We start from the raw sequence: 18,808 nt of genomic DNA on the forward strand, positions 1-18,808 counted from the left end.
CGGCGACCTGAACCGCTGGCAGAAGGTGATCGAAGCGCATCTGGAACGCTTCGCCTTCCGCGAAGAATTTAAACTCAAATGGAATGAGTGAGGGGTTTCTCCGGACCAACCGCCAATACATCAACATCAGTGTGAGTTTCAGTGTATGACCCAGCAATCTATGCGCGCGTCGCGGCGGATGTTCATGACCCCCGCCCTCAGCAGCGCCGCTGTCATCAGCGATGCAACATTTGCCCGCGCCTTTGCCCAAACGCCTACATCCGGACCGCGCATGAATAGCGCTGAGGCGCCGATATCCATTTCCCATGTTTCATTGGTCGTTAATGATCTGGATCTGGTCGCCGATTTCTATCAATATGCTCTCTAGGTCTGTCGCTGCTGACCAAAGACGGGGAAAGCGCGACCCTCGGAGCCGGTGAGACGCCTCTGCTCTTGCTCCGCAAAGACCGGCAGGCGCGGCGATGGCAGCGCCGGGCTGAAGGAAGGAAGCTGCTGTCGCGCGCACCCGAACTGTCACCGCAATCGGTTACAGACCCCTAGGGCACGCGATTCAACATCCTTGCCAAATGGTAGATTACGCCGCGATTTCTTACGCCCTGCCGGTCAGCGGGGCGTAATTGTCTTTTCGATCAGATCGTGCGGCAATTCGCGTTCATCGTAGATCCCGATAAAGATGCCGACCTGTTCCGCCCCCTTGTCGCGCATGTTAAACAGGGTTTCGGAGCTGACAGTGGTGCGCTGCGACGGACGACGGGCCCATTGTGACAGGCGTTTCATGAACAGATCGACGACTTCCGAATGGGCGGGGTCGGCACCCAGATCATTCAGCTCATCCGGGTCATTGACCAGATCGAACAACAACGGCCGGAACCCGCCATCAGCAAAGACAAATTTCCAGTTTTTGTCGGCCAGCATAAACAGACGCGCGTGTTTGGGATCAAGACCCAGATTTGCCGCTTCGGGCGTGGCGGAGTAGTCATATTCGCTGACCGCATACTCGCGCCATTCCGCCGGGGTCTCACCGTGCAAATAGGGCAACAGCGACCGGCCTTCGATGATGTGGTCCGGCACATCTCCGCCTGCCAGATCGACAAATGTCGCCGCCAGGTCGATGCTTTCAACCAGTGCGTCACAGACTGTACCACGAGTTGCGTCGGCCTGTTCGGACGGGTCATAGACGATCAGCGGCACCCGGACCGACGGGTCATGGAACAGGTCCTTTTCCCCCATCCAGTGATCGCCCAGATAGTCACCATGGTCCGAGGTCACAACGATCATGGTGTCCTGCATATGGCCCGAGTCCTCGAGCCATTTGAACAGGCGGCCCATTTGATCATCGGCCTGTTTGATCAGGCCCATATAGGCCGGGATCACCTTTTCGCGCACCCCCGGCTTGGAAAAGGTCTGCCCGATCTCGTTCTGCATGAACTGTTCATAGACCGGATGCGCGTCCTGCAATTCGGCGTCCGAGCGGATCACGGGCCGGATCTGATCGGGGCCATACATGTCGTGGTAAGGCGCGGGCACGATATAGGGCCAGTGCGGTTTGATGTATGACAGGTGACACATCCACGGACTGGCACCCTTGGCGTCCTGCGCTTCGATGAACTCGATCGCCTGCCCGGTCAGCCACGGTGTCTCGCTGTCCTCTTCGCGGATATTGGCGGGTTTGTCGGCGTGGCGCATGAACCAGCCGGAGGCCACATTGCCCTTTTCATCCAGCCCGGCATTGGCCCGGTGCTGCCACGGATTTTCTTCCTCATACCCCTGCGTCTTGAGGTATTCGTTGTAAGGTGAACGCTTCGTGTCATAGAACCCGGCTGGCCCCTCGCCCCACAGACCGTCATCGCGGATGAAAACGTCAAACCCGCACTCGGCCACACGCGCACCGATCACCCCGTCCCGCGAAATGCCAAGGCGGTCCATCCCGGCCTGATCCACCTGCATGTGTGTTTTGCCGATCAGCCAGCTGTCCATGCCGCGTTCGCGCAGGTGATCGCCCAGCGTCACCTCACCCACTTTGAGCGGAAAGTTGTTCCACGCCGCGCCGTGGCTGTGCACGTAGCGGCCGGTATAAAAGCTCATCCGCGACGCACCGCAGATGGGCGACTGTACGTAGCAATGGGAAAACTGCACGCCCTTGGCGGCCAGCGTATCCAGATGCGGCGTTTCCAGATAGGGGTGGCCAGTACAGCTAAGGTAGTCGTAGCGCAGCTGGTCGAACATAATGAACAGGATGTTCTTAGCTTTTTTTGTCATCTATTCCGACCTTACGATCCCTTTGGCCACCCAATCATCAAAGATGGTAAGCGCCACTTCGGCAAATTTCGCATCGTTGATGTGGCAATCCAGTTCGATCTTTTCGACATTATACGGGCAAGCCTGGCGTAGCTCGTCCATAAAGGCGGCCAACCCTTCGGGGTCATTTAGGTCCTCGCCGGGGCGGTCCCACTCGCCACAGCCCTGCAACGGCATCAGCAACGTTGTCGGGGCACTGGATTTGGCCAGTTGCTCAGAATGCGCGCGGGCTACTTCACGGCGTTCTTCGTTGTTCAGAACGATCGACCGGATCAACCGGTTGTGGTCGTGGCGCGGGTGGTTCTCCCATTTTTTGGGCAACGCATCCCAATATACGATATCGACCAGATCATAACATCCTGGTGCCACAATCTGTGGCGTGCCTGCTGCACCTGCATTGGTCATCCGGTCCGGTCCGGCGGATACGCGTGAGCCATGTACATGGTTGCCCAGTTCCTGCGTACAGAAGTCGAACACGCAGGCGAACGCCCCCTGTGAGGCGAGGCTTTCGAACGCCCGCCCGCCCATACCGGTGGCGTGAAACACAGCCACCTCGAATCCACGCTCCTCCAGCGCGGGTTTCAGCGGCACCATATAGCGCAAAGCGGATTTACCAAGGCTGGTCATGCCGATCAACGGCCTGCTGCGCTGCGGAAGCTCAACCGCCCGCGCCGCGCCCAGAACCGCACCAGCCGCCTGTGATAGTGAGGATTTACAGACCGAGTTCAGCCCATAGAGCCCGCCGGCCCATAGGATCATCTGGACATCCGCCGCCAGTCGTGCAGGCGGCATCAGGGGTGAGAACGAGACGGTCGAAACAATGAATTTCGGCACGCCCAAAGGCAGTGCGGCAGTGGCGTCAAGCGCCAGATCGGTGCCCATGGACCCGCCCAGAATGACGATGCCGTCAAACACACCTTCGTCATAGAGCCGCGACACCAGCGCTGCGCAGCCACGCGCCATGATCTGCATGGCTGTGTTTTCGTCCCCAGAAGCAATAGCCTCGGCAATGGATGATCCACCTTCCTCGGCCACTGCGTGTTTGGAGTAATCCGTGGGAGCCGAAGGATCGCCCAGAACACTGACATCCAGGGTCAGCACGGCGCCACCCTGCCCCCGGATGCAATCCGCCAGATAGTTCAGCTCATCGTCCTTGGTGTCGTATGTGCCGACGATCAGGATTGTCTTGTCGCTCATGTGGTCCTCCCTGCCCGAACTCAGTCAGAGCTGAATCCAGGCTGATTTCAGATCAAGGTATTTGTCCAGCGCGTGCAGGCTCTTGTCATGGCCATTGCCGGACTGACCGACACCACCAAGCGGCACGGTATTGTCCGAGCCGCCATAGGTGTTCACATGCACAACCCCGGCCCGAATCTGCCGGATCATCCGGTGCGCCCGGCTCAGATCCGACGTCCACAGACCCGACGCAAGCCCGTAGACGGTAGAGTTCGCCAGATCGACGGCCTGTTCCTCAGTTTCAAAGGTGTTGACCGCGAGAACCGGGCCGAACACTTCCTGCTGGTTCAGCGTGTCGTTGCGGCCGACATTGGTAATGACTGTCGGTTCCATGTAGAAACCGCCGGTTTCCTCAAGAATACGCTTGCCGCCCAACGCCAGATCAGCGCCTTCGGACAAGGCCTTATCGACAAAGCCCAGATCCTGCTCAAGTTGCACTCTGGAGTGGATCGCGCCCACATCCGAGGACAGATCCAGCGGATCACCAACCGTCAGCTTGCTGGCATGACGGATCAGCGCATCGACAAACTGATCGTGGACCGAGCGCTCGACCACCAGCCGCGAGCCCGCGACGCAGACCTGTCCCGAATTACGGAAGATGCCATTGGCCGACACCTTGGCGGCGTGATCCAGATCCTTCACGTCGGCAAACACGACATTGGGGGATTTGCCGCCCAGTTCCAGATAGCACCGCTTGAGGTTTGAACGGGCCGAGTATTCCAGCAGGCGGCGGCCGACGCCGCCCGATCCGGTAAAGACCAGAATGTCCACATCCATCGACAGGCCGATGGCCTCGCCCACCACCGATCCTTTGCCGGTGACAACGTTGAACACGCCCTCGGGCACGCCGGCCTCGACGGCCAGTTCCGCCAGCCGCAGGATTGAAAGCGAGGCGCTTTCGGCCGGTTTCACCACAATGGAATTGCCGGTGGCCAGCGCGGGCGCGATCTTCCATGCGCCGATCATCAGCGGGAAGTTCCATGGCAGGATGGCACCCACCACACCCACCGGTTCGTGATGCACTAGGCCCAGCACGTTTTCCGCAGTCGGGGCGACCTCGCCATAGACCTTGTCGATGGCCTCGGCATAATAGCGGAACGTGCCCGCCGCCGAGCCGCTTTCGGCCTTGAAGGCCATCGCGATTTCGGTCCCGTTGTCGCGCACGCCCTGTACCGCGATTGCCAGCGCTTCGCGCTCGATCAGTTCGGCCAGGCGCAGCAGCACCTTCTTGCGCGCCGCAGGCGGCTGCCCGGCCCAGACCCGCCGGTCATAGGCGCGCCGGGCGACGGCGACCGCGCGGGCCACATCTTCGGCGCTGCCAGCGGCCAGAGTTGTAATCACCTGCCCGTCGATGGGCGAGATCACATCAAGACTATCGCCACTTGCGGCGTCGGATTGCTGGCCGTCGATGAAATGGCCTTTGGGGGGAATGACCTCAGCGCGTAGTGCGTTCAAGTCTGTCTGAGTCATCGACATCTGTCTGGTTCCTTTTGCGGTGTTCGATTACCAGCACCCGGACGTGGATGATCAAAACCGCCACGATGATGGTGAAGATGATGAAGGAGATCGGTCGGTCGATCATGTCCAACGGCGTTTTCAACCTTGGCATTGCGCTGCGCAACTTGGTCTCCATGATGCCGCCCAGAACCATGCCCAGAATGATCGGAACGATGGGCAGATTCAGCCGCTTGAGGATCACACCCAACACGCCGAAGGCCGAGGCGATCACACAGTCAGTGAACGAGTTGCGCAGCGAGTACACGCCTACAAAGCTGAGCGTCAGGATGAGCACGCCGAGGAACCGGGTCGGGATCTGCACAACCTTGAGCAACTTGTTGGTCGACACCATCAGGAAACCCAGCACCAGTACGTTCAGCACCAGCAGCGCAATATAGATCGCGACGACGAAATCCATCTGCTGTTCGAACAACTGCGGACCGGGCAGAACGTTGTGCACGTAGAACACTGACAACATCATCGCCGTAAGCGCCTCGCCGGGGATACCAAGCGCCAGCAGCGGTATCATTGCAGCGGCAGGCACGGCGTTGTTGGCGGTTTCCGAGGCTACCAGACCTTCCGGAGAACCTTTTCCAAACAGCTCGGGCTTTTTCGAGGTTTTCTGCGCGTAGGTATAGGACAGGAACTGAGCAGTGAATTCGCCCACGCCGGGGATCATGCCCATCAGCACCCCAAAGCTGGCCGAGACAGAGGCCACACGTTTGTGCCCCATCAGCTCTTTCACACCGCCAAACAGATTGCCCTCAACCTTGGCGGCATCAGGTGCATGGTCACGTTCAAGCAACAACAGGAACGCCTGACTAAGTGCGAAGAGACCCAGAACCACAACGATCACATTCATGCCCGAACTCAGCCAGCTCTGCCCAAAGGTAAAGCGCTGAGAATAGTTCACGGGCTCTAGACCGATGGTCGCCAGAAGAATGCCGAAACAGGCCATCATGCCGGCAGCCATGATCTGCCCTCGGTGGGCCAGCACGACAAGGATTATACCTAGAAGCGCCGCTAGAAAGATCTCTCGACTGCCGAAATGTGGGGCGACCTTGGCAAGCAGCGGCGCCATCAGGATCAGCACGACGACCGAGAAGATGCCGCCGAAGAAGGACGAGAAATAGGCCAGTGACAAGGCCCGCCGTCCGTCCCCCGCCTTGGTCATAGGATAACCGTCATAGGTGGTCAGGGCATTCACCGCCGTTCCCGGAGTATTAACCAGAATGGCTGGGATCGCGCCCCCAAAGGCCGAGGAGCCATATATGCCCAACAGAATGATCAGACCCACGATCGGGTCGAGTGAAAACGTAGCAGGCAACAGGATCGCAATTGCCACCGCAGGGCCAACGCCGGGGATCGAACCGATGATGACACCGCCGAAGGAGCCAATCATCAGCGCAACGATCACATCCCAACGGGCCAGAATCTCGAGGCTTGAGAGAAAGATGTCCATGTCGGCCTCACATATAGGTCAGCATGAAGGCACGAATGCCATCGGGGAGGTGCTCGTAGATGGCACCACCAGGGATCTTCACCTGAAGCAGGCCCCTGAAAAGGATGACGATGAGCAGACCGGACCCGGCCGCCGCCAACAGCATCTTGCTGTCGCGATACCCCACACGCAGAGCCAGCAGCACCGAAAACACCAGTGTGGTCGGCAGATAGCCGGTGATTGGTACGAGATAAACGTAGATCAGGAACCACGCCACGTATTCGAGCGACCGAGCCCAGAACCACATTTCCTTTAGACGACCGTAGATGCGCGGGGACCAGAAAGAGCCGATCAGATGCAGCGTGCCGAACAGAACCATGCCACCAACCGCAACAGCGGGCCAGAACCGGGGCTGCACAAACAGCGACTTGCGCGCCACCCATTTGGTCTGGTCACCCAGCTGCGTCAGCAACGCCACCGAGAACACCAGAAAGAATATTGCGAAAACCAGATCTCCCGGTTTGCGGTATCGTTGAAACAACTGCTGAAGCGTCTTTGTCCTGACCATGTACCTTCTCGCGCGCCGAAGATGAAAATTGGGCGCCGGATTATCCCGGCGCCCGCTTTGCCTTGACCAGTTTACTCGCCCAGAAGCTTTTCAATGGCAGCGAAGGAGTCCCTGTCGCTCTGAATCTGGGCGTTGGACGCTTCGGCATCCTGCCAGTAGATCAGCGCACCAGTCCGTTCGGCCAGTTCGCTGGCCTCATCCGACTGCAGCGCCTTTTGCGCCACCGCGATAATCTTTTCACGTACATCCGCAGGCGTATCCTTGTGAACGAACAACCCGTTCCAAAGCGCCAGTTGCAGCGACGGGTCGATTTCGGCAACGGTGGGGACATCCGGGGTTTGGCTGGTGCGCTCACCACCAATCGATGCGAGGATCACTACATCGTCCTGGCATGCGCTGATCTGCTGAATGGTAGTGTTGATCACGTCTACATCGCCCGACGCCAGAACGTTACAGTCAACGTTATCGAACGCAGTTTCAGCCGCGAAATCAAAGCCCATATTCTTGGCCAGCGCAAAGGTCACCTTGGTGGGCGGCAGGAAAGAACCGAAGTGGCCCAGCGTTACGTCGTTGTCTTTGGCATAGGCCGCCAGCTCTTCCATGCTGGAATAGTTGTCGTTTTTGGATGCCGCGATCACGAACGGATAGGTCAGAAAAATACCCAGCGGGTCAAACGGGTTCGGGTTGAGTTCAGGAATGCCGATATCCGGCCCGATGACCGGAACACCGATCACGAAGGAACCCACGGTGTACCCGTCCGCTGGCGCAGTTGCCACTGAAACGGCACCGGGGAAGGGGCCGCCGCCACCGCCGGGCTTATTCACCACGGCAGCCGGAACACCGTAGGTTTCCTGAAACTCCTCAGCGATCAGGCGGGTCAGTACATCCTCAAGATCACCCGGAGGCCACGGGACGACAAACGAGACAGGCTTTTCAGGATATTCAGCTGCAACCGGTCCTGCCAGCAGCGCCGTCGCGCCCAGGGCTACCAGTGCCAATTTTTGAGCGATTTTAGTCATGAGTTCCTCCCATAGATGGTATCGAGTACCGAAGTCGGTTACAATAATGAACCACATTTCACGAATAACACTTGCCATGACAAGTTGTTTGTGTCAAGTATTCATCATCATCGGATCGCGGCATCCAGCAAAAGGATAAAATCTGGCATGGGGACAACTTCCAAATCGTTGCAGCTGCTCGATCACTTTTCGACGACTCGTCCCGAAATTGGTTTGTCTTCTCTGGCAAGGATGTCCGGCAGGAACAAAGCGGCGGTTCACCGGTCTCTAGTTGAATTGCTGAATCTCGGTTTTGTTGAACAAAACAAACACACGAGACTCTATCGGCTTGGACCGACAATCATACGATTGGCAAATGTCCGGGAGGCCACCGTGCCCATCAATCAGGCTGTATCGGGGCCGCTGACTCAATTGGTTGATGCAGTTCACGAAACCGCGCATGTGACCTTATTGCAGGGTAATCAACTGGTTGTTGCCGGTTTTTGTCAGTCCCGCCACCATGGAACACGTGTCGAGATCGAACCTTCGGAAGTACTGCCGTTACACGCAACCGCATCAGGCAGCGCAATCCTTGCCTTCTCAGAAGCTAGTCTGATCGAAGAAGTGCTGAGCCAGCCTTTGCCTGCAGTCACAAACGGGACTTTGACAGAACCCCAGCACGTGCGTGAAAAAACGGCCCTTGCCGAGGCCACGGGATTTGGCAGGTCGGACGGTGAGTACGAATCTGACGTTTGCAGCGTCGCCGCTCCGATTTTCGGTCCGTCGGAAGACTGCATCGGGGCTGTGTCGGTTGCCTTCCCGCGATCTCGATCTTCGGATGCGCTCCAGACCACGATCAAAGAAAACCTCAAACCCGCCGCCAAGGCGATCTCTTTGGCCTGCGGTGGTGAAATTCCTGCTTCACTCGATGAAATCTGGAGACAAAATGAGCCGAACTGACCCCATTTCGGCTTTGGTGCTGGATTTCGGCGGTGTGGTGACCAAAACCCTGCTCGAAACTCATACGCTCACCGAAGCCGCACTAGGATTGAAACCCGGGGCACTGGTTTGGCGCGGGCCTTTTGCGCCAGAAACCGATCCTTTGTGGTGATCCATGCAAGCGGATGAAATCAGCGAGCAGCAATACTGGCTGGGGCGCACGGATGAAGGCGCCGCACTGGTCGGTCAGGATTGGACAGGCATGTCCGATTTCGTCAAAACCGCGCGCGACGCGGCCCATCAGGCGGGCGCCAAACTGCCGTTCATGGCAAATTTCGACGTCTTAATTGACGATCAACTGCGCAACATACGCAACGCGGCCGACGTGGGAATGAAAACCGTCCATTTTGATGTCCGCAACCCTGCCCAAGGCTATGCCGAAGCATTCGCAAAGCTTGGTTTGTCAGAGGAGATTTCACTGTGAAAACCGAAAATTTTATCAAGGAAAACAACGCGCGCCAGTTCTGGCAGCCCATGACCCACCCGGCCGAGGCGCAAAAGAACCCGCCCAAGATCATCACCGGAGCATCCGGCGTGCGCATTACGGATATTGACGGGCACGAGACGATCGACGGAGTCGGCGGTCTGTGGAACGTCAATCTGGGTTACTCCAACGATGCTGTAAAGCAGGCGATTTCAACTCAGCTGGATACCCTGCCCTATTACTCGACCTTCCGCGGCACCACGAATGACGCTTCGATTGAACTGGCCTATGAGCTTTGCGAGTTTTTCCAGCCGGAAGGCATCAAACGGGTGTTTTTCACGTCCGGCGGATCGGATTCGGTCGAAAGCGCCCTGCGCCTGGCACGCCAGTACCACAAGCTGCGCGGCGAACCGGGCCGGACCAAATACCTCTCGCTGAAAAAGGGCTATCACGGCACCCATACAGGCGCGGCTTCGGTCAACGGCAACAACAAGTTCCGTACTGCGTATGAACCGCTGCTGCCCGGATGTTTCCACATCCCGGCGCCTTACACCTATCGTAACCCGTTCAACGAAACCGATCCGGCCAAACTGGCACAGCTCTGTGCTGCTGCACTGGAAGACGAGATCAAGTTTCAGGATCCGTCAACCATCGCCGCCTTCATCATGGAGCCGATCCTGGGCGCGGGCGGCGTGATCCCGCCGCATGACAGCTTCATGCCCATGGTGCGTCAGATCTGTGACAAATACGGTATCCTGCTGATTTCCGACGAGGTGATCACCGCCTTTGGCCGGACCGGCGCATGGTCAGGCGCGCGCCTGTGGGGGGTGCAGCCCGATATGATGTCGACCGCCAAGGCGGTCACCAATGGCTATTTTCCGTTCGGGGCCGTGCTGATCGGCGACAAAATGACCGAGGTTTTCGAAAACGACACCACGGGCGCAGGTGCGATCAGCCATGGCTATACCTATTCCGGCCACCCGGTCGGCGCCGCCGCTGCCATCGCCTGTCTGGCAGAGACCAAGCGCATCGACGTTGCATCCAATGCCGCCGCCCGGGGGGATCAGCTGTTCGCGGGTCTCAAGGAGCTGAAGGCCAAGTACGAGGCCATCGGTGACGTGCGCGGAGGCCACGGATTGATGGCCGCTGTCGAGGCCGTCTCTGACCCGGCAGCCAAGGCACCTGCCTCGGGTGAAACAATGGCCCGGATTTTTGACGTCGCCTATGAGAACAACGTGATGCTGCGTGTTTCCGGCAACAACATCATCCTGTCGCCTCCGCTGATTGTCTCGGAACAGGACGTGTCGGATATTCTCTCGGCCATAGATGCCGGTTTTGCAGCGCTGTAGGGACGGATTACCATGCCTATGAACCCCGAAAAGCTGGCGCGTATTCAGGCGCTTGCCGAAAAGGACTTCACCGAGTATCTGGAGCCCGAACTGGCGGCTTACCTGCGCGAAAGCTCGCGCGAATCTCAGGGAGAGTCGGCGGAAAGTGAACTGCCTCCTCCGCCACGTTTTGCTGGTGAGGCGACGCTGATGAATGCTCTGCGGTCCGACACTCTCGAGGGTGTTGATATCGGCCTCGTCGGTGTGCCCTTCGATATTGGCGTGACCAACCGCCCCGGCCCCCGTTTTGGCCCCAAGCAGATGCGCGAAATGTCGTATCTGGCGGTCAATGGCCCACCGATTCACGAAACCAGCCGGATTGCACCGTTCAACCTGTGCAATATAGCGGATCTGGGCGACGTTGGCTTCCGCAGCCTCTATGACATCAACCTGGGTGTCGAGGACATGATCACCTATTTCAACCGGATGGTTGCAGCCGATGTGATGCCCTTGTCGGCCGGGGGCGACCATTCGATCAGCTATCCGATCATCAAGGCTCTGGGTGCGGACGAACCGGTCGGCATGGTCCATATCGATGCCCATGCGGATACGCTGGGTCCGATGGACGGATCGCGCTTTCACCATGGCGGGCCGTTCTACAACGCCGCCATTGAGGGTGTTCTGGACCCTGAGCGCACGATCCAGATCGGCATCCGCGGCTCGGCAGCCGTGCTTTGGGGCTTTAGCCACGCCACCGGAATGCGCGTCATCGACATGACAGAGTTTTCGGATATGGGGGTTGATGCCGTCATCGCCGAAGCCCGCAAGATCATCGGCGACGGCCCGACCTATGTTTCGGTTGACGTGGACGGGATCGACCCCGCCTACACGCCCGGCACCGGTACGCCCGAAGTGGGCGGCCTGACCCCGCTGGACGTCCAGAAAATCCTGCGTGGGCTTCAGGGGGCCAATCTGGTCGGTGGCGACGTGGTCGAGGTGTCCCCTCCGTTCGATCAGACCGGCGTGACCGCCATGGTCGGCGGTCGGATGATGTGGGAACTGCTCTGCGTTCTTGCAGACGCACGGTCCCGGCGCAGCTGAGTCACACCGGCGAGGCAATTTACCCTTTGCCCGGTCGACAGAATTGCACCGGTCGATATTGAAACTTGAGACCTGAGAAGCATTTGAACCGAGCAGTTGCGAGGTGATGTTATGAAGGTCGGAATTGCATTCCGTTTTGGTAACGCGGTCTAAAGTCTGGTGACTTTGGCAATACCGACCCATGCATAACCCAACCCTTGTGATGCCCAAATGATTGTCGACCTGCCAGCAGATTGCGAAACCTTAGAGGTTTCGCATCCCTTCGAAAGGCTGGAGAACTTTCGCGAAATTTCAAAACCGGACAACCGCATTTAGCCCAACACATTTTTCCGATCTGATCAGCTTGATGCGCTGAGCGGGCAGGCCATTGCGGATCTGGCCGGGATCGGAATCGAAACGATTGTGGATTTGCGCTCGGTCGAAGAACTGACCTCGCACCCCAACAAACATCCGCCGACGGCAAATTTTTACATCAACCTTCCGATCCGGTCAGACCTGGCAGATATTACCAAGATCATGCCCCTTGTGGTCTATGAGTAAATTCTACCACTGTGGTTCGACGAAACGTTTCTGAAAGTCAGCAGTGCGGACAAAACAGTCATCCAGGTTATCGAGCCAATGCTGGCTTTCGCCTGTTGCCGATGCGGGTCAGGAAGCTGATCAAACATATGGCGACTGGCTGATCTTACCAGTCAATGGGTTCCCCATCTCGAAAGAAACCGCCTGTCGGGCCGGAATCAGTAAGCATTGCCGCCCAGACGACCCCTTTGGCACCTTCAGACACCGGGCGACCGCCACCACCCATATCTGTCGCCACCCAGCCTGGGCAGACCGCATTGACAAGTACGTGGTGCGGTTTCAATTCCGCTGCGGTCTTCAGCGTCAGCGCGTTCAAAGCCGCTTTCGAGATACCGTAGCCTGGTGTGCCGGAGGACATTCCGTTCATCGTCCCCGCCCCGGAAGACACGTTCACGATCCGGGCGCTGTTGCCCCGTTTCAGAAGTGGCGCCGCAGAGATTGTCGTTGCCCAAGGGCCGAAGAGGTTGGTTTCGAATGCGCGGTGAACACGGGCAAGATCGGCGGTATGCGCCTGCTGATCCGTGTCGTAATCTACACCGGCGTTGTTCACGAGGATGTCAAGACGGCCATGTTCTGCTGCGATTCGAGCAAAAGCGGCCGAGACAGAATTCTGATCGGACACGTCCAGTTGTAGAGCCTCCGCTTCATATCCGATCTGCTGTGACGCAGCTTGTCCCTTTTCTAATTCGCGTGAACCAACGAAGACTTTCAGCCCGTGATCACTGGCCAGCTGACGAGCCACTTCTTTGCCGATGCCACGATTGGCGCCGGTCACAAGAGCTATACGTTGTTCGGTCATTAGAATCCCTTTCACTCTTTCGCAGCAGCCCGTTCGCCAGCTTGAGCCACAAGGTCGCGATCGCCGGTTTCCCATAGGGGTGTCATGGTCATCGATGTGACTTTCCAGCCGATGCCGTCTTTCACCAGATCATAGCTGTAGCGCCCGCCCAGCACCCAGAACCCATCCTCAATTCGGTGGGTGGCGGTGAAATCAGCTTCGGCCTTGGCGGTAGTGTCGGTCAGTTCGTTGATTGCGTGATTGGTCACCATGTGGTGGGTGATCTCGAACCCCGGCAAAAAACCGACCCAACCAGCAATCAATTCGTCGGCGGGCTGGGTAACGGGATCACCGCCCCACAATCCGGTGTAGTCGGTGGTGACAGTGTCGGCAAAGGCGCTGCGTACACGGGTCCAATCGTGACGGTCGGCTCCGGCGGCGATGTCAGTGATTGCGCGGCTGATGCCTTTGGCGGTGTCAACAGGGATCATGTCGGCCATGGCGGCTCCTCCGATCAGGGTTGCGGTTGCAAGGGTTGCGATAAGTCCACGGGTCATTTCAGTGTCCTTTCATCGAATGGCAAAGCGCTTCATTCATTGGCCAAGCGCTCGGGCACAGGAGCCAACTGATATTGCGACCAAAAGAAAGTGTTGGCGGCGTCTTGATCGGCGCTGAGATTGGTCGCCTCGACGATCTTGCCATTCTCGATCCGGTAAACCAGCGCCCAGGTCGTATCGACATTTGGCTTGCCTTCGGCATTGGACCAGCCCCTGTGGATATCAACCACATGAGTGTCATCAGCACCAAAATAGATCGGATCGGCCTGGAAACCGGCCACACCAAGCTGTGCAAAAAAAGCCAGAACTTCGTCTCGGCCATTCTTGGTGCCGCTAAGGGGGTGACGGCCCGGAATGTGCCATTTCACATTTTCGTCCATGACAGCGGCAATCCCGTCGAGATCATTGGCGCCGTAAGCGGAAAAGAAGTCCTGGACGATTTTCATGTTGTCTTCGGGTGTTTCGGCCATGGCAATGCCTCCAGTCAGGGCTGAGGTTGCAAGGGTTGCGAGAAGTTTGCGGATCATTGGGGTTCCTCCAAGAAAGGGGATGCCGGGCAGCGTGGCCCGGCACTTTTTGACTCAGCCATCAAGGCCGATGCGGAAATGGTCTGCCACGGTGTCGGCGGCGCGGGCCACATCCTCGGGGTTGTCGTAGAAGTCGAACTGGGTGACGTCTTCCAGCCACTGTGCCGTGGCCTCACCGGCAAAGCCCGCCAGAAAGGTTTGCACACCTTGCGGGATAGCGGCACTTTCCGAGTGAACGATGGCCAGCGGCTTGTCCAAACGCTGCGGGTTGTCGGCAGGATGATATGTCAACCAGCCTTCCCAGCCTGCATTGTTCCACTTGTCGTCATATTCCGGGATCGCACCACGGTCGGCTTCGTAATAATAGCCTCCGATCGGCATCAGAACGCCTTCCGCCCCTTCCGGACCAGCCGCGGGAATGATCTCTCCGCCCTTGGCTTCTGCAGCGTGCGAGACTTCGATCAAGCCAGCGATGCCCTCCTCACCGCCATAAACTGCCTCGACGATCTCTTTGTTTTGCAGCCACGGGGCCACCAACCCAAGACGATCCACGAGCGGGTTGCCCGCCACAGCATCGACCATATAGCCAGCCGAAGCGCAGATCCCCAGACCGTTGATGTGATCCGCATCGACCTCTGGTAAGGTTGCGACAAATTCAAAGGCTGTCCGGATATCTGCAGTTTTTGCTTCGGGGCTTTCGACGAAACGTACGTTGCCTGGCAGATCGCCCGACTTGCCCCAGCCGCGGAAATCAAAGGTGAAGGCGGCAAAGCCACGTTCGGCCATCTCGCGGGCATAGTTGGCGGGCATCTGTTCCTGTACCGAGGTCCAGGCGCCGGTTACGACGACAGTCGGCAGCGGCGCGTTACCTCGTTCTTCCGGCAGGTAAAGCGTGCCCGACAGGATGGCGCCTTCGTTTTCAAAGGTCACGGTGCGCGTTTCGACCTGAGCGATCGCAGCGGTCGAAGCCATCAGGGCGGCTGCGGTGGTGAGAGCGAGAGTTTTCATGGCTGCATCTCCGTTGGATTGTTCGATTGGGCTCAAGCCCGATGACCAAAGAGATACGACGTCCGTGACAGGAATTATTGCACGTGACTGCCGGGTTTTTGAAGGATTCTGCTCAGGCGGAATTGGCTGTTCGATAGGCGCGCGGGGTCTGGCCCACGACTTGCTTGAAGCTGCGTGTGAAATGCGCCTGATCCGCGAATCCACAGGCCAGTGCGATGTCACCAAGCGGACGTTCTGCGTCATCCATCATTTTGATGGCCTGCTCAATCCGACAGGCCATGACATACTGCATGGGTGTAGATCCGAGCGTTTCTTTAAACACACGGGCAAAATGCGACGAGCTCATCCCTGCTTCGGCGGCCAGTTGGTCAACCGTGATTGTTTGGTCCAGACGGTTCTGCACGTATGCGAGAACGCTTTGATAGTGTCGCGAGGTAAAGCGCGCCGACAACTCAACCTCGTCCGCGCGACGTTTTCCGTATTTCTGAAGCAGCTTAACCAGGAACACGCGGCTCATCGCCTCAAACATCACGGCCGAGGACATATCGTCGGTCTCAAGCGCGTCGCGCAGAATGACACCAGCGGCGCAGAGGTCAGGGTCGGAAAACTGCGGTAAATCCCGAAATTGCTGGGGATCAAGCAATATACCAAGCTCGGACTGCGCAAAATGCTCTACCTTAGCTGGGTCTAGAGTGATCACGATCACATCCGACTTCTCATACCAGCGCCAGCCAGATCGCATCCCAGCCGGTGTGACGACAATCTCGTCCATGAGAAACGTGAAATCGCGCAGTTCGCCATCCTGCCAATTCTGCACGCGATGCGCGTTGGGATTGAGGTTCAGAAGCACATGATGCTCTTCAAACACCTCTTCTGGCATCTGATCCGGTTCGGCCTGAAAATACCGCACAGACATCAGCCCCGCCGCCGAAGGACGCGCCATCGCATCGCTGTTCAGCAGCGGGTCCGAAGGGTATATGTCGACGTATTTTGAGGGCACTTTTTACTTGTCCTGCTTGTAGTGCGCCAGAAACATCGCGACGCAATCGTCCAATACATCTTTGGGCGTCGGGTTCTCTCCGAGGAAGAACTCCGGCCAGAAGAAGAAGTTTTTCACCAGAGCCAGAAGCTGGTTGGTGGCAAAAACCGGATCAGCTTTTCGGATTACACCTGCGTCCATGGCTTCGCTGATCAACCTCGTTATTGGGTAATCATGTGTTGCGGTTTCACTGAAGAATTGCCGGGACCGATCAAGGTCACGGATCAATTCTGAGATGACCATTCGATTTAACCCGATGGCGGTCTCATCAGTGATTACTCCAATGTAGCGCCATAAGGCTTCCTTCAATTGTTCGACGAAGTCACGACCCGGATCATAGGGCACTGGCTCCATGCTCCGGTTTTGCTCCAGCATGATCTGTGAGATCGCCTCAAAAAGGGCCTCCTTGCTTTCGAAGTGATTGTAGAGCGTGCGACTCGATACGTTCGCCTTTTTGGCAATTGAAGTGGTCTTTGCCCCCAGAAACCCCTGCTCACGGAACTCGTCGATGGCTGCATCGATGATATCTTTTCGTTTCTTTTCCGTACGTTTCACGGTTTTCGCCTCAAAAAGTAAAAAGATGTGTTTACAAACATCATTCCTTCACCATAAGTAAACACAACGATTTACTTTAGCAAGGTGCAATGCAGCCTGACCTTGAAAGGACCAGACCATGACAACTCGACGCTTCAACGCTGGCAAAAACGAAGTCACATTCAAATCTTTTGGCGTGGATTTGGCGGGTGACCTTTACCTTCACGACGGCTTTGATGAGGCCAAAACCTACAAAGCCATCGTTGGCGCAAGCCCGTTCCCGCAGGTCAAAGATCAGATCCCGGCCACTTACGGCCCCGAAATGGCAGCGCGGGGCTTCATCTACCTCGGTTTCGACTATCTCGGCATGGGTTCTTCCCCTGCGCTGCCCAGGGAGCACAAACAGTCGCGCTACATGTTCCGTCTGATCGAAAACACATGGGACGCAGTGTCTTACCTGGGCACGCTTCCGTTCGTCGATGAGATCTATGGCTTGGGCGTATGCCAAGGTGGCTCGATTATCGCGTCCGCTGCTGTGACCGATCATCGGATCAAGAAGATCGCCATGGTCTCCGGCATGATGGCAGCCGATGGATTCCAATGGACCGACCGTGATGCAGCGAAACAGTTGATCGCTTCCGCGAATACGTCAACGCAAAAGATGTATGAAACTGGTGAGCCGGATTACGTCGCGCCGTTCGGACTGAACGACGAAATGTCCCGGGAAGAGTTCGTTGACGCGGCCGCCTATCCGGCAATGGCTGGCGAGACCTATGACTACTACGGTCGAGATGGTGCAAAAGGTCCGGTTGCGGTTGCGACTTTCACAAACCTGCACATCGGCGATCAGCCCATGCAGTCGCTGATTTCCATCGGTGAAGCCTATGCAGACAAGATCGTGCAGCCGTCTCTCACTATTTATAGCAGTTCGGCATTTACGGCTCCTTGCTCAACTCAGTTTGTGGAGAAGTTGACGAATGAGCACGAGGAGTTGGCCTTTGATGAGTTCTCCCATGTGGACTTCTACTACAAGCCCGAGGCGGTAAAAGCGTCGACGGACGCTGTGGCCGAATTCTTTGGCAGATAACCAGATTAGGCAGAGGTCATTCCGTGACCTCTGCCAATTTGATTGGTCAAATGCAGGATCGCTTGACAGCACCCTCAGGGCTTTGCCGTCACCGCATGTGCTTGTCGAAGAATTCGACCAAAGTTTCAGGGTGATCACCGAAGAAATTTCAACCAATAAAGCGCCGCGTATCGCCGTCCTTGATCCTGTGTAGCTTCTCGTCTTCGCCCGGGATCAGATCACAAGTGGTCTGAACGTCTGCGGGGATCGTCCAGACGTCATCCTTGTTTTGCACAATGTAGGTCGGCATGGTGACGTTCTTGGTGTGAAGATGAGGGGTCATTTTGTCCAAGGGCACGCCTCTGAATTTCTCAATCTCTTCGCCCAGAATATCGTGGAACGCGCCCAACCCCATGGAGTCCAACGACACCTTCGACAAGATAGTGATGGACGCGGGCTGCGCGCAAACAAACGCTTTCACATCTTCCAAATATTCTGGGTTTTCCGTCATTGCGTACATCGCGGCGTTGTCACTGGTACATAGATTGAACAGGCCGATTTTCATGTCTTTCAACTTGTCCTGAGATTTGAAGTAGTTGAAAGCCGCCAGAACATCTTTGTGTTCATCGCAACGGCAGCGAATACCCTCGGCCGATCTTTGTGCCAAGACCAAGTAACATCTTCAGCCCAGCGCAATCGTTGTTCACCGGTGCGGTTAAATTTGCGAACGGCCCCGGAAGAAATCCGAGGCCGTTTTCTCATATCACCAGCCAAAATGACCTATAGAAACGTTTCGGTCATGTCGCGTGACGCGTCACAGCAATTTACAT

General features: G+C 57.1%; 20 protein-coding genes and 1 pseudogene. 8 read left to right on the forward strand and 13 right to left on the reverse strand.

The window, feature by feature from the left end; all coding sequences use genetic code 11:
• Positions 1 to 145: 145 nt before the first annotated feature.
• A complete protein-coding gene (locus tag ACR0LF_RS14525; RefSeq protein WP_480581406.1) occupies positions 146 to 367 on the forward strand; it encodes a hypothetical protein in 222 nt (73 codons plus the stop codon).
• 236 nt (positions 368 to 603) lie between these two features.
• Here the strand turns inward: ACR0LF_RS14525 and ACR0LF_RS14530 are convergent, their stop codons facing one another.
• The 6 genes from ACR0LF_RS14530 to ACR0LF_RS14555 form a co-directional block, all read right to left on the reverse strand.
• Positions 604 to 2,259, reverse strand: coding sequence for a sulfatase-like hydrolase/transferase (locus ACR0LF_RS14530; RefSeq protein WP_480581404.1), 1,656 nt, complete (start codon positions 2,257 to 2,259; stop codon positions 604 to 606).
• A complete protein-coding gene (locus tag ACR0LF_RS14535; RefSeq protein WP_480581402.1) occupies positions 2,260 to 3,495 on the reverse strand; it encodes a Tm-1-like ATP-binding domain-containing protein in 1,236 nt (411 codons plus the stop codon).
• Positions 3,496 to 3,519: 24 nt separating this feature from the next.
• A complete protein-coding gene (locus ACR0LF_RS14540; RefSeq protein ID WP_480581400.1) occupies positions 3,520 to 5,004 on the reverse strand; it encodes an aldehyde dehydrogenase in 1,485 nt (494 codons plus the stop codon).
• Positions 4,970 to 6,493 carry a tripartite tricarboxylate transporter permease gene (locus ACR0LF_RS14545; protein WP_480581398.1) on the reverse strand — a complete coding sequence of 508 codons (1,524 nt, stop codon included), beginning with the start codon at positions 6,491 to 6,493 and terminating at the stop codon, positions 4,970 to 4,972. Before ACR0LF_RS14545 ends, ACR0LF_RS14540 begins: the two co-directional genes overlap by 35 nt.
• Positions 6,494 to 6,500: 7 nt before the next feature.
• A complete protein-coding gene (locus ACR0LF_RS14550) occupies positions 6,501 to 7,040 on the reverse strand; it encodes a tripartite tricarboxylate transporter TctB family protein (RefSeq protein WP_480581396.1) in 540 nt (179 codons plus the stop codon).
• 71 nt (positions 7,041 to 7,111) lie between these two features.
• Entirely contained in the window at positions 7,112 to 8,059 is a 948-nt protein-coding gene (locus ACR0LF_RS14555) for a tripartite tricarboxylate transporter substrate-binding protein (RefSeq protein WP_480581395.1), read from the reverse strand.
• 90 nt (positions 8,060 to 8,149) lie between these two features.
• On the opposite strand from ACR0LF_RS14555, the gene ACR0LF_RS14560 reads away from it, so the two are divergent.
• The 6 genes and pseudogenes from ACR0LF_RS14560 to ACR0LF_RS14585 all read left to right on the forward strand — a co-directional run.
• Entirely contained in the window at positions 8,150 to 8,998 is an 849-nt protein-coding gene (locus tag ACR0LF_RS14560; RefSeq protein WP_480581393.1) for an IclR family transcriptional regulator, read from the forward strand.
• Complete coding sequence (locus ACR0LF_RS14565; protein WP_480581391.1) at positions 8,985 to 9,149, forward strand: hypothetical protein; 165 nt, start codon at positions 8,985 to 8,987, stop codon at positions 9,147 to 9,149. The genes ACR0LF_RS14560 and ACR0LF_RS14565 overlap by 14 nt, the downstream gene beginning before the upstream one ends.
• Before the next feature lie 3 nt (positions 9,150 to 9,152).
• Positions 9,153 to 9,461, forward strand: a complete 309-nt coding sequence (locus ACR0LF_RS14570; protein ID WP_480581389.1) for a hypothetical protein — start codon at positions 9,153 to 9,155, stop codon at positions 9,459 to 9,461.
• Positions 9,458 to 10,810: an aminotransferase class III-fold pyridoxal phosphate-dependent enzyme gene (locus ACR0LF_RS14575; protein WP_480581387.1), complete on the forward strand. Its 1,353-nt coding sequence runs from the start codon at positions 9,458 to 9,460 to the stop codon at positions 10,808 to 10,810. Before ACR0LF_RS14570 ends, ACR0LF_RS14575 begins: the two co-directional genes overlap by 4 nt.
• A gap of 12 nt (positions 10,811 to 10,822) precedes the next feature.
• Entirely contained in the window at positions 10,823 to 11,890 is a 1,068-nt protein-coding gene (locus tag ACR0LF_RS14580) for an agmatinase (protein ID WP_480581386.1), read from the forward strand.
• A gap of 330 nt (positions 11,891 to 12,220) precedes the next feature.
• A pseudogene (locus tag ACR0LF_RS14585) lies at positions 12,221 to 12,430 on the forward strand (tyrosine-protein phosphatase); the annotation flags it as partial.
• 145 nt (positions 12,431 to 12,575) lie between these two features.
• Here ACR0LF_RS14585 and ACR0LF_RS14590 read toward each other — a convergent pair.
• The 6 genes from ACR0LF_RS14590 to ACR0LF_RS14615 form a co-directional block, all read right to left on the reverse strand.
• The gene (locus tag ACR0LF_RS14590; RefSeq protein ID WP_480581384.1) at positions 12,576 to 13,268 is read right to left on the reverse strand and encodes an SDR family oxidoreductase; all 693 of its coding nucleotides are present in this window, start codon (positions 13,266 to 13,268) and stop codon (positions 12,576 to 12,578) included.
• 11 nt (positions 13,269 to 13,279) lie between these two features.
• The gene (locus tag ACR0LF_RS14595) at positions 13,280 to 13,804 is read right to left on the reverse strand and encodes a nuclear transport factor 2 family protein (protein WP_480581382.1); all 525 of its coding nucleotides are present in this window, start codon (positions 13,802 to 13,804) and stop codon (positions 13,280 to 13,282) included.
• 32 nt (positions 13,805 to 13,836) lie between these two features.
• Positions 13,837 to 14,331, reverse strand: a complete 495-nt coding sequence (locus ACR0LF_RS14600; RefSeq protein ID WP_480581380.1) for a nuclear transport factor 2 family protein — start codon at positions 14,329 to 14,331, stop codon at positions 13,837 to 13,839.
• A 54-nt stretch (positions 14,332 to 14,385) separates the two neighbouring features.
• Positions 14,386 to 15,339: an alpha/beta hydrolase gene (locus ACR0LF_RS14605; RefSeq protein ID WP_480581379.1), complete on the reverse strand. Its 954-nt coding sequence runs from the start codon at positions 15,337 to 15,339 to the stop codon at positions 14,386 to 14,388.
• A 112-nt stretch (positions 15,340 to 15,451) separates the two neighbouring features.
• Positions 15,452 to 16,339 carry a helix-turn-helix transcriptional regulator gene (locus tag ACR0LF_RS14610; protein ID WP_480581377.1) on the reverse strand — a complete coding sequence of 296 codons (888 nt, stop codon included), beginning with the start codon at positions 16,337 to 16,339 and terminating at the stop codon, positions 15,452 to 15,454.
• 3 nt (positions 16,340 to 16,342) lie between these two features.
• Positions 16,343 to 16,933, reverse strand: a complete 591-nt coding sequence (locus ACR0LF_RS14615) for a TetR/AcrR family transcriptional regulator (protein ID WP_480581375.1) — start codon at positions 16,931 to 16,933, stop codon at positions 16,343 to 16,345.
• Between the two features lie 118 nt (positions 16,934 to 17,051).
• Here ACR0LF_RS14615 and ACR0LF_RS14620 point away from each other — a divergent pair, with 118 nt between their 5' ends.
• Positions 17,052 to 17,999, forward strand: coding sequence for an alpha/beta hydrolase (locus ACR0LF_RS14620; protein ID WP_480581373.1), 948 nt, complete (start codon positions 17,052 to 17,054; stop codon positions 17,997 to 17,999).
• 148 nt (positions 18,000 to 18,147) lie between these two features.
• Here the strand turns inward: ACR0LF_RS14620 and ACR0LF_RS14625 are convergent, their stop codons facing one another.
• A complete protein-coding gene (locus tag ACR0LF_RS14625; protein ID WP_480581371.1) occupies positions 18,148 to 18,645 on the reverse strand; it encodes an alpha/beta hydrolase family protein in 498 nt (165 codons plus the stop codon).
• Positions 18,646 to 18,808: the final 163 nt, after the last annotated feature.

It is taken from the genome of Ruegeria sp. E8, from assembly GCF_056533985.1.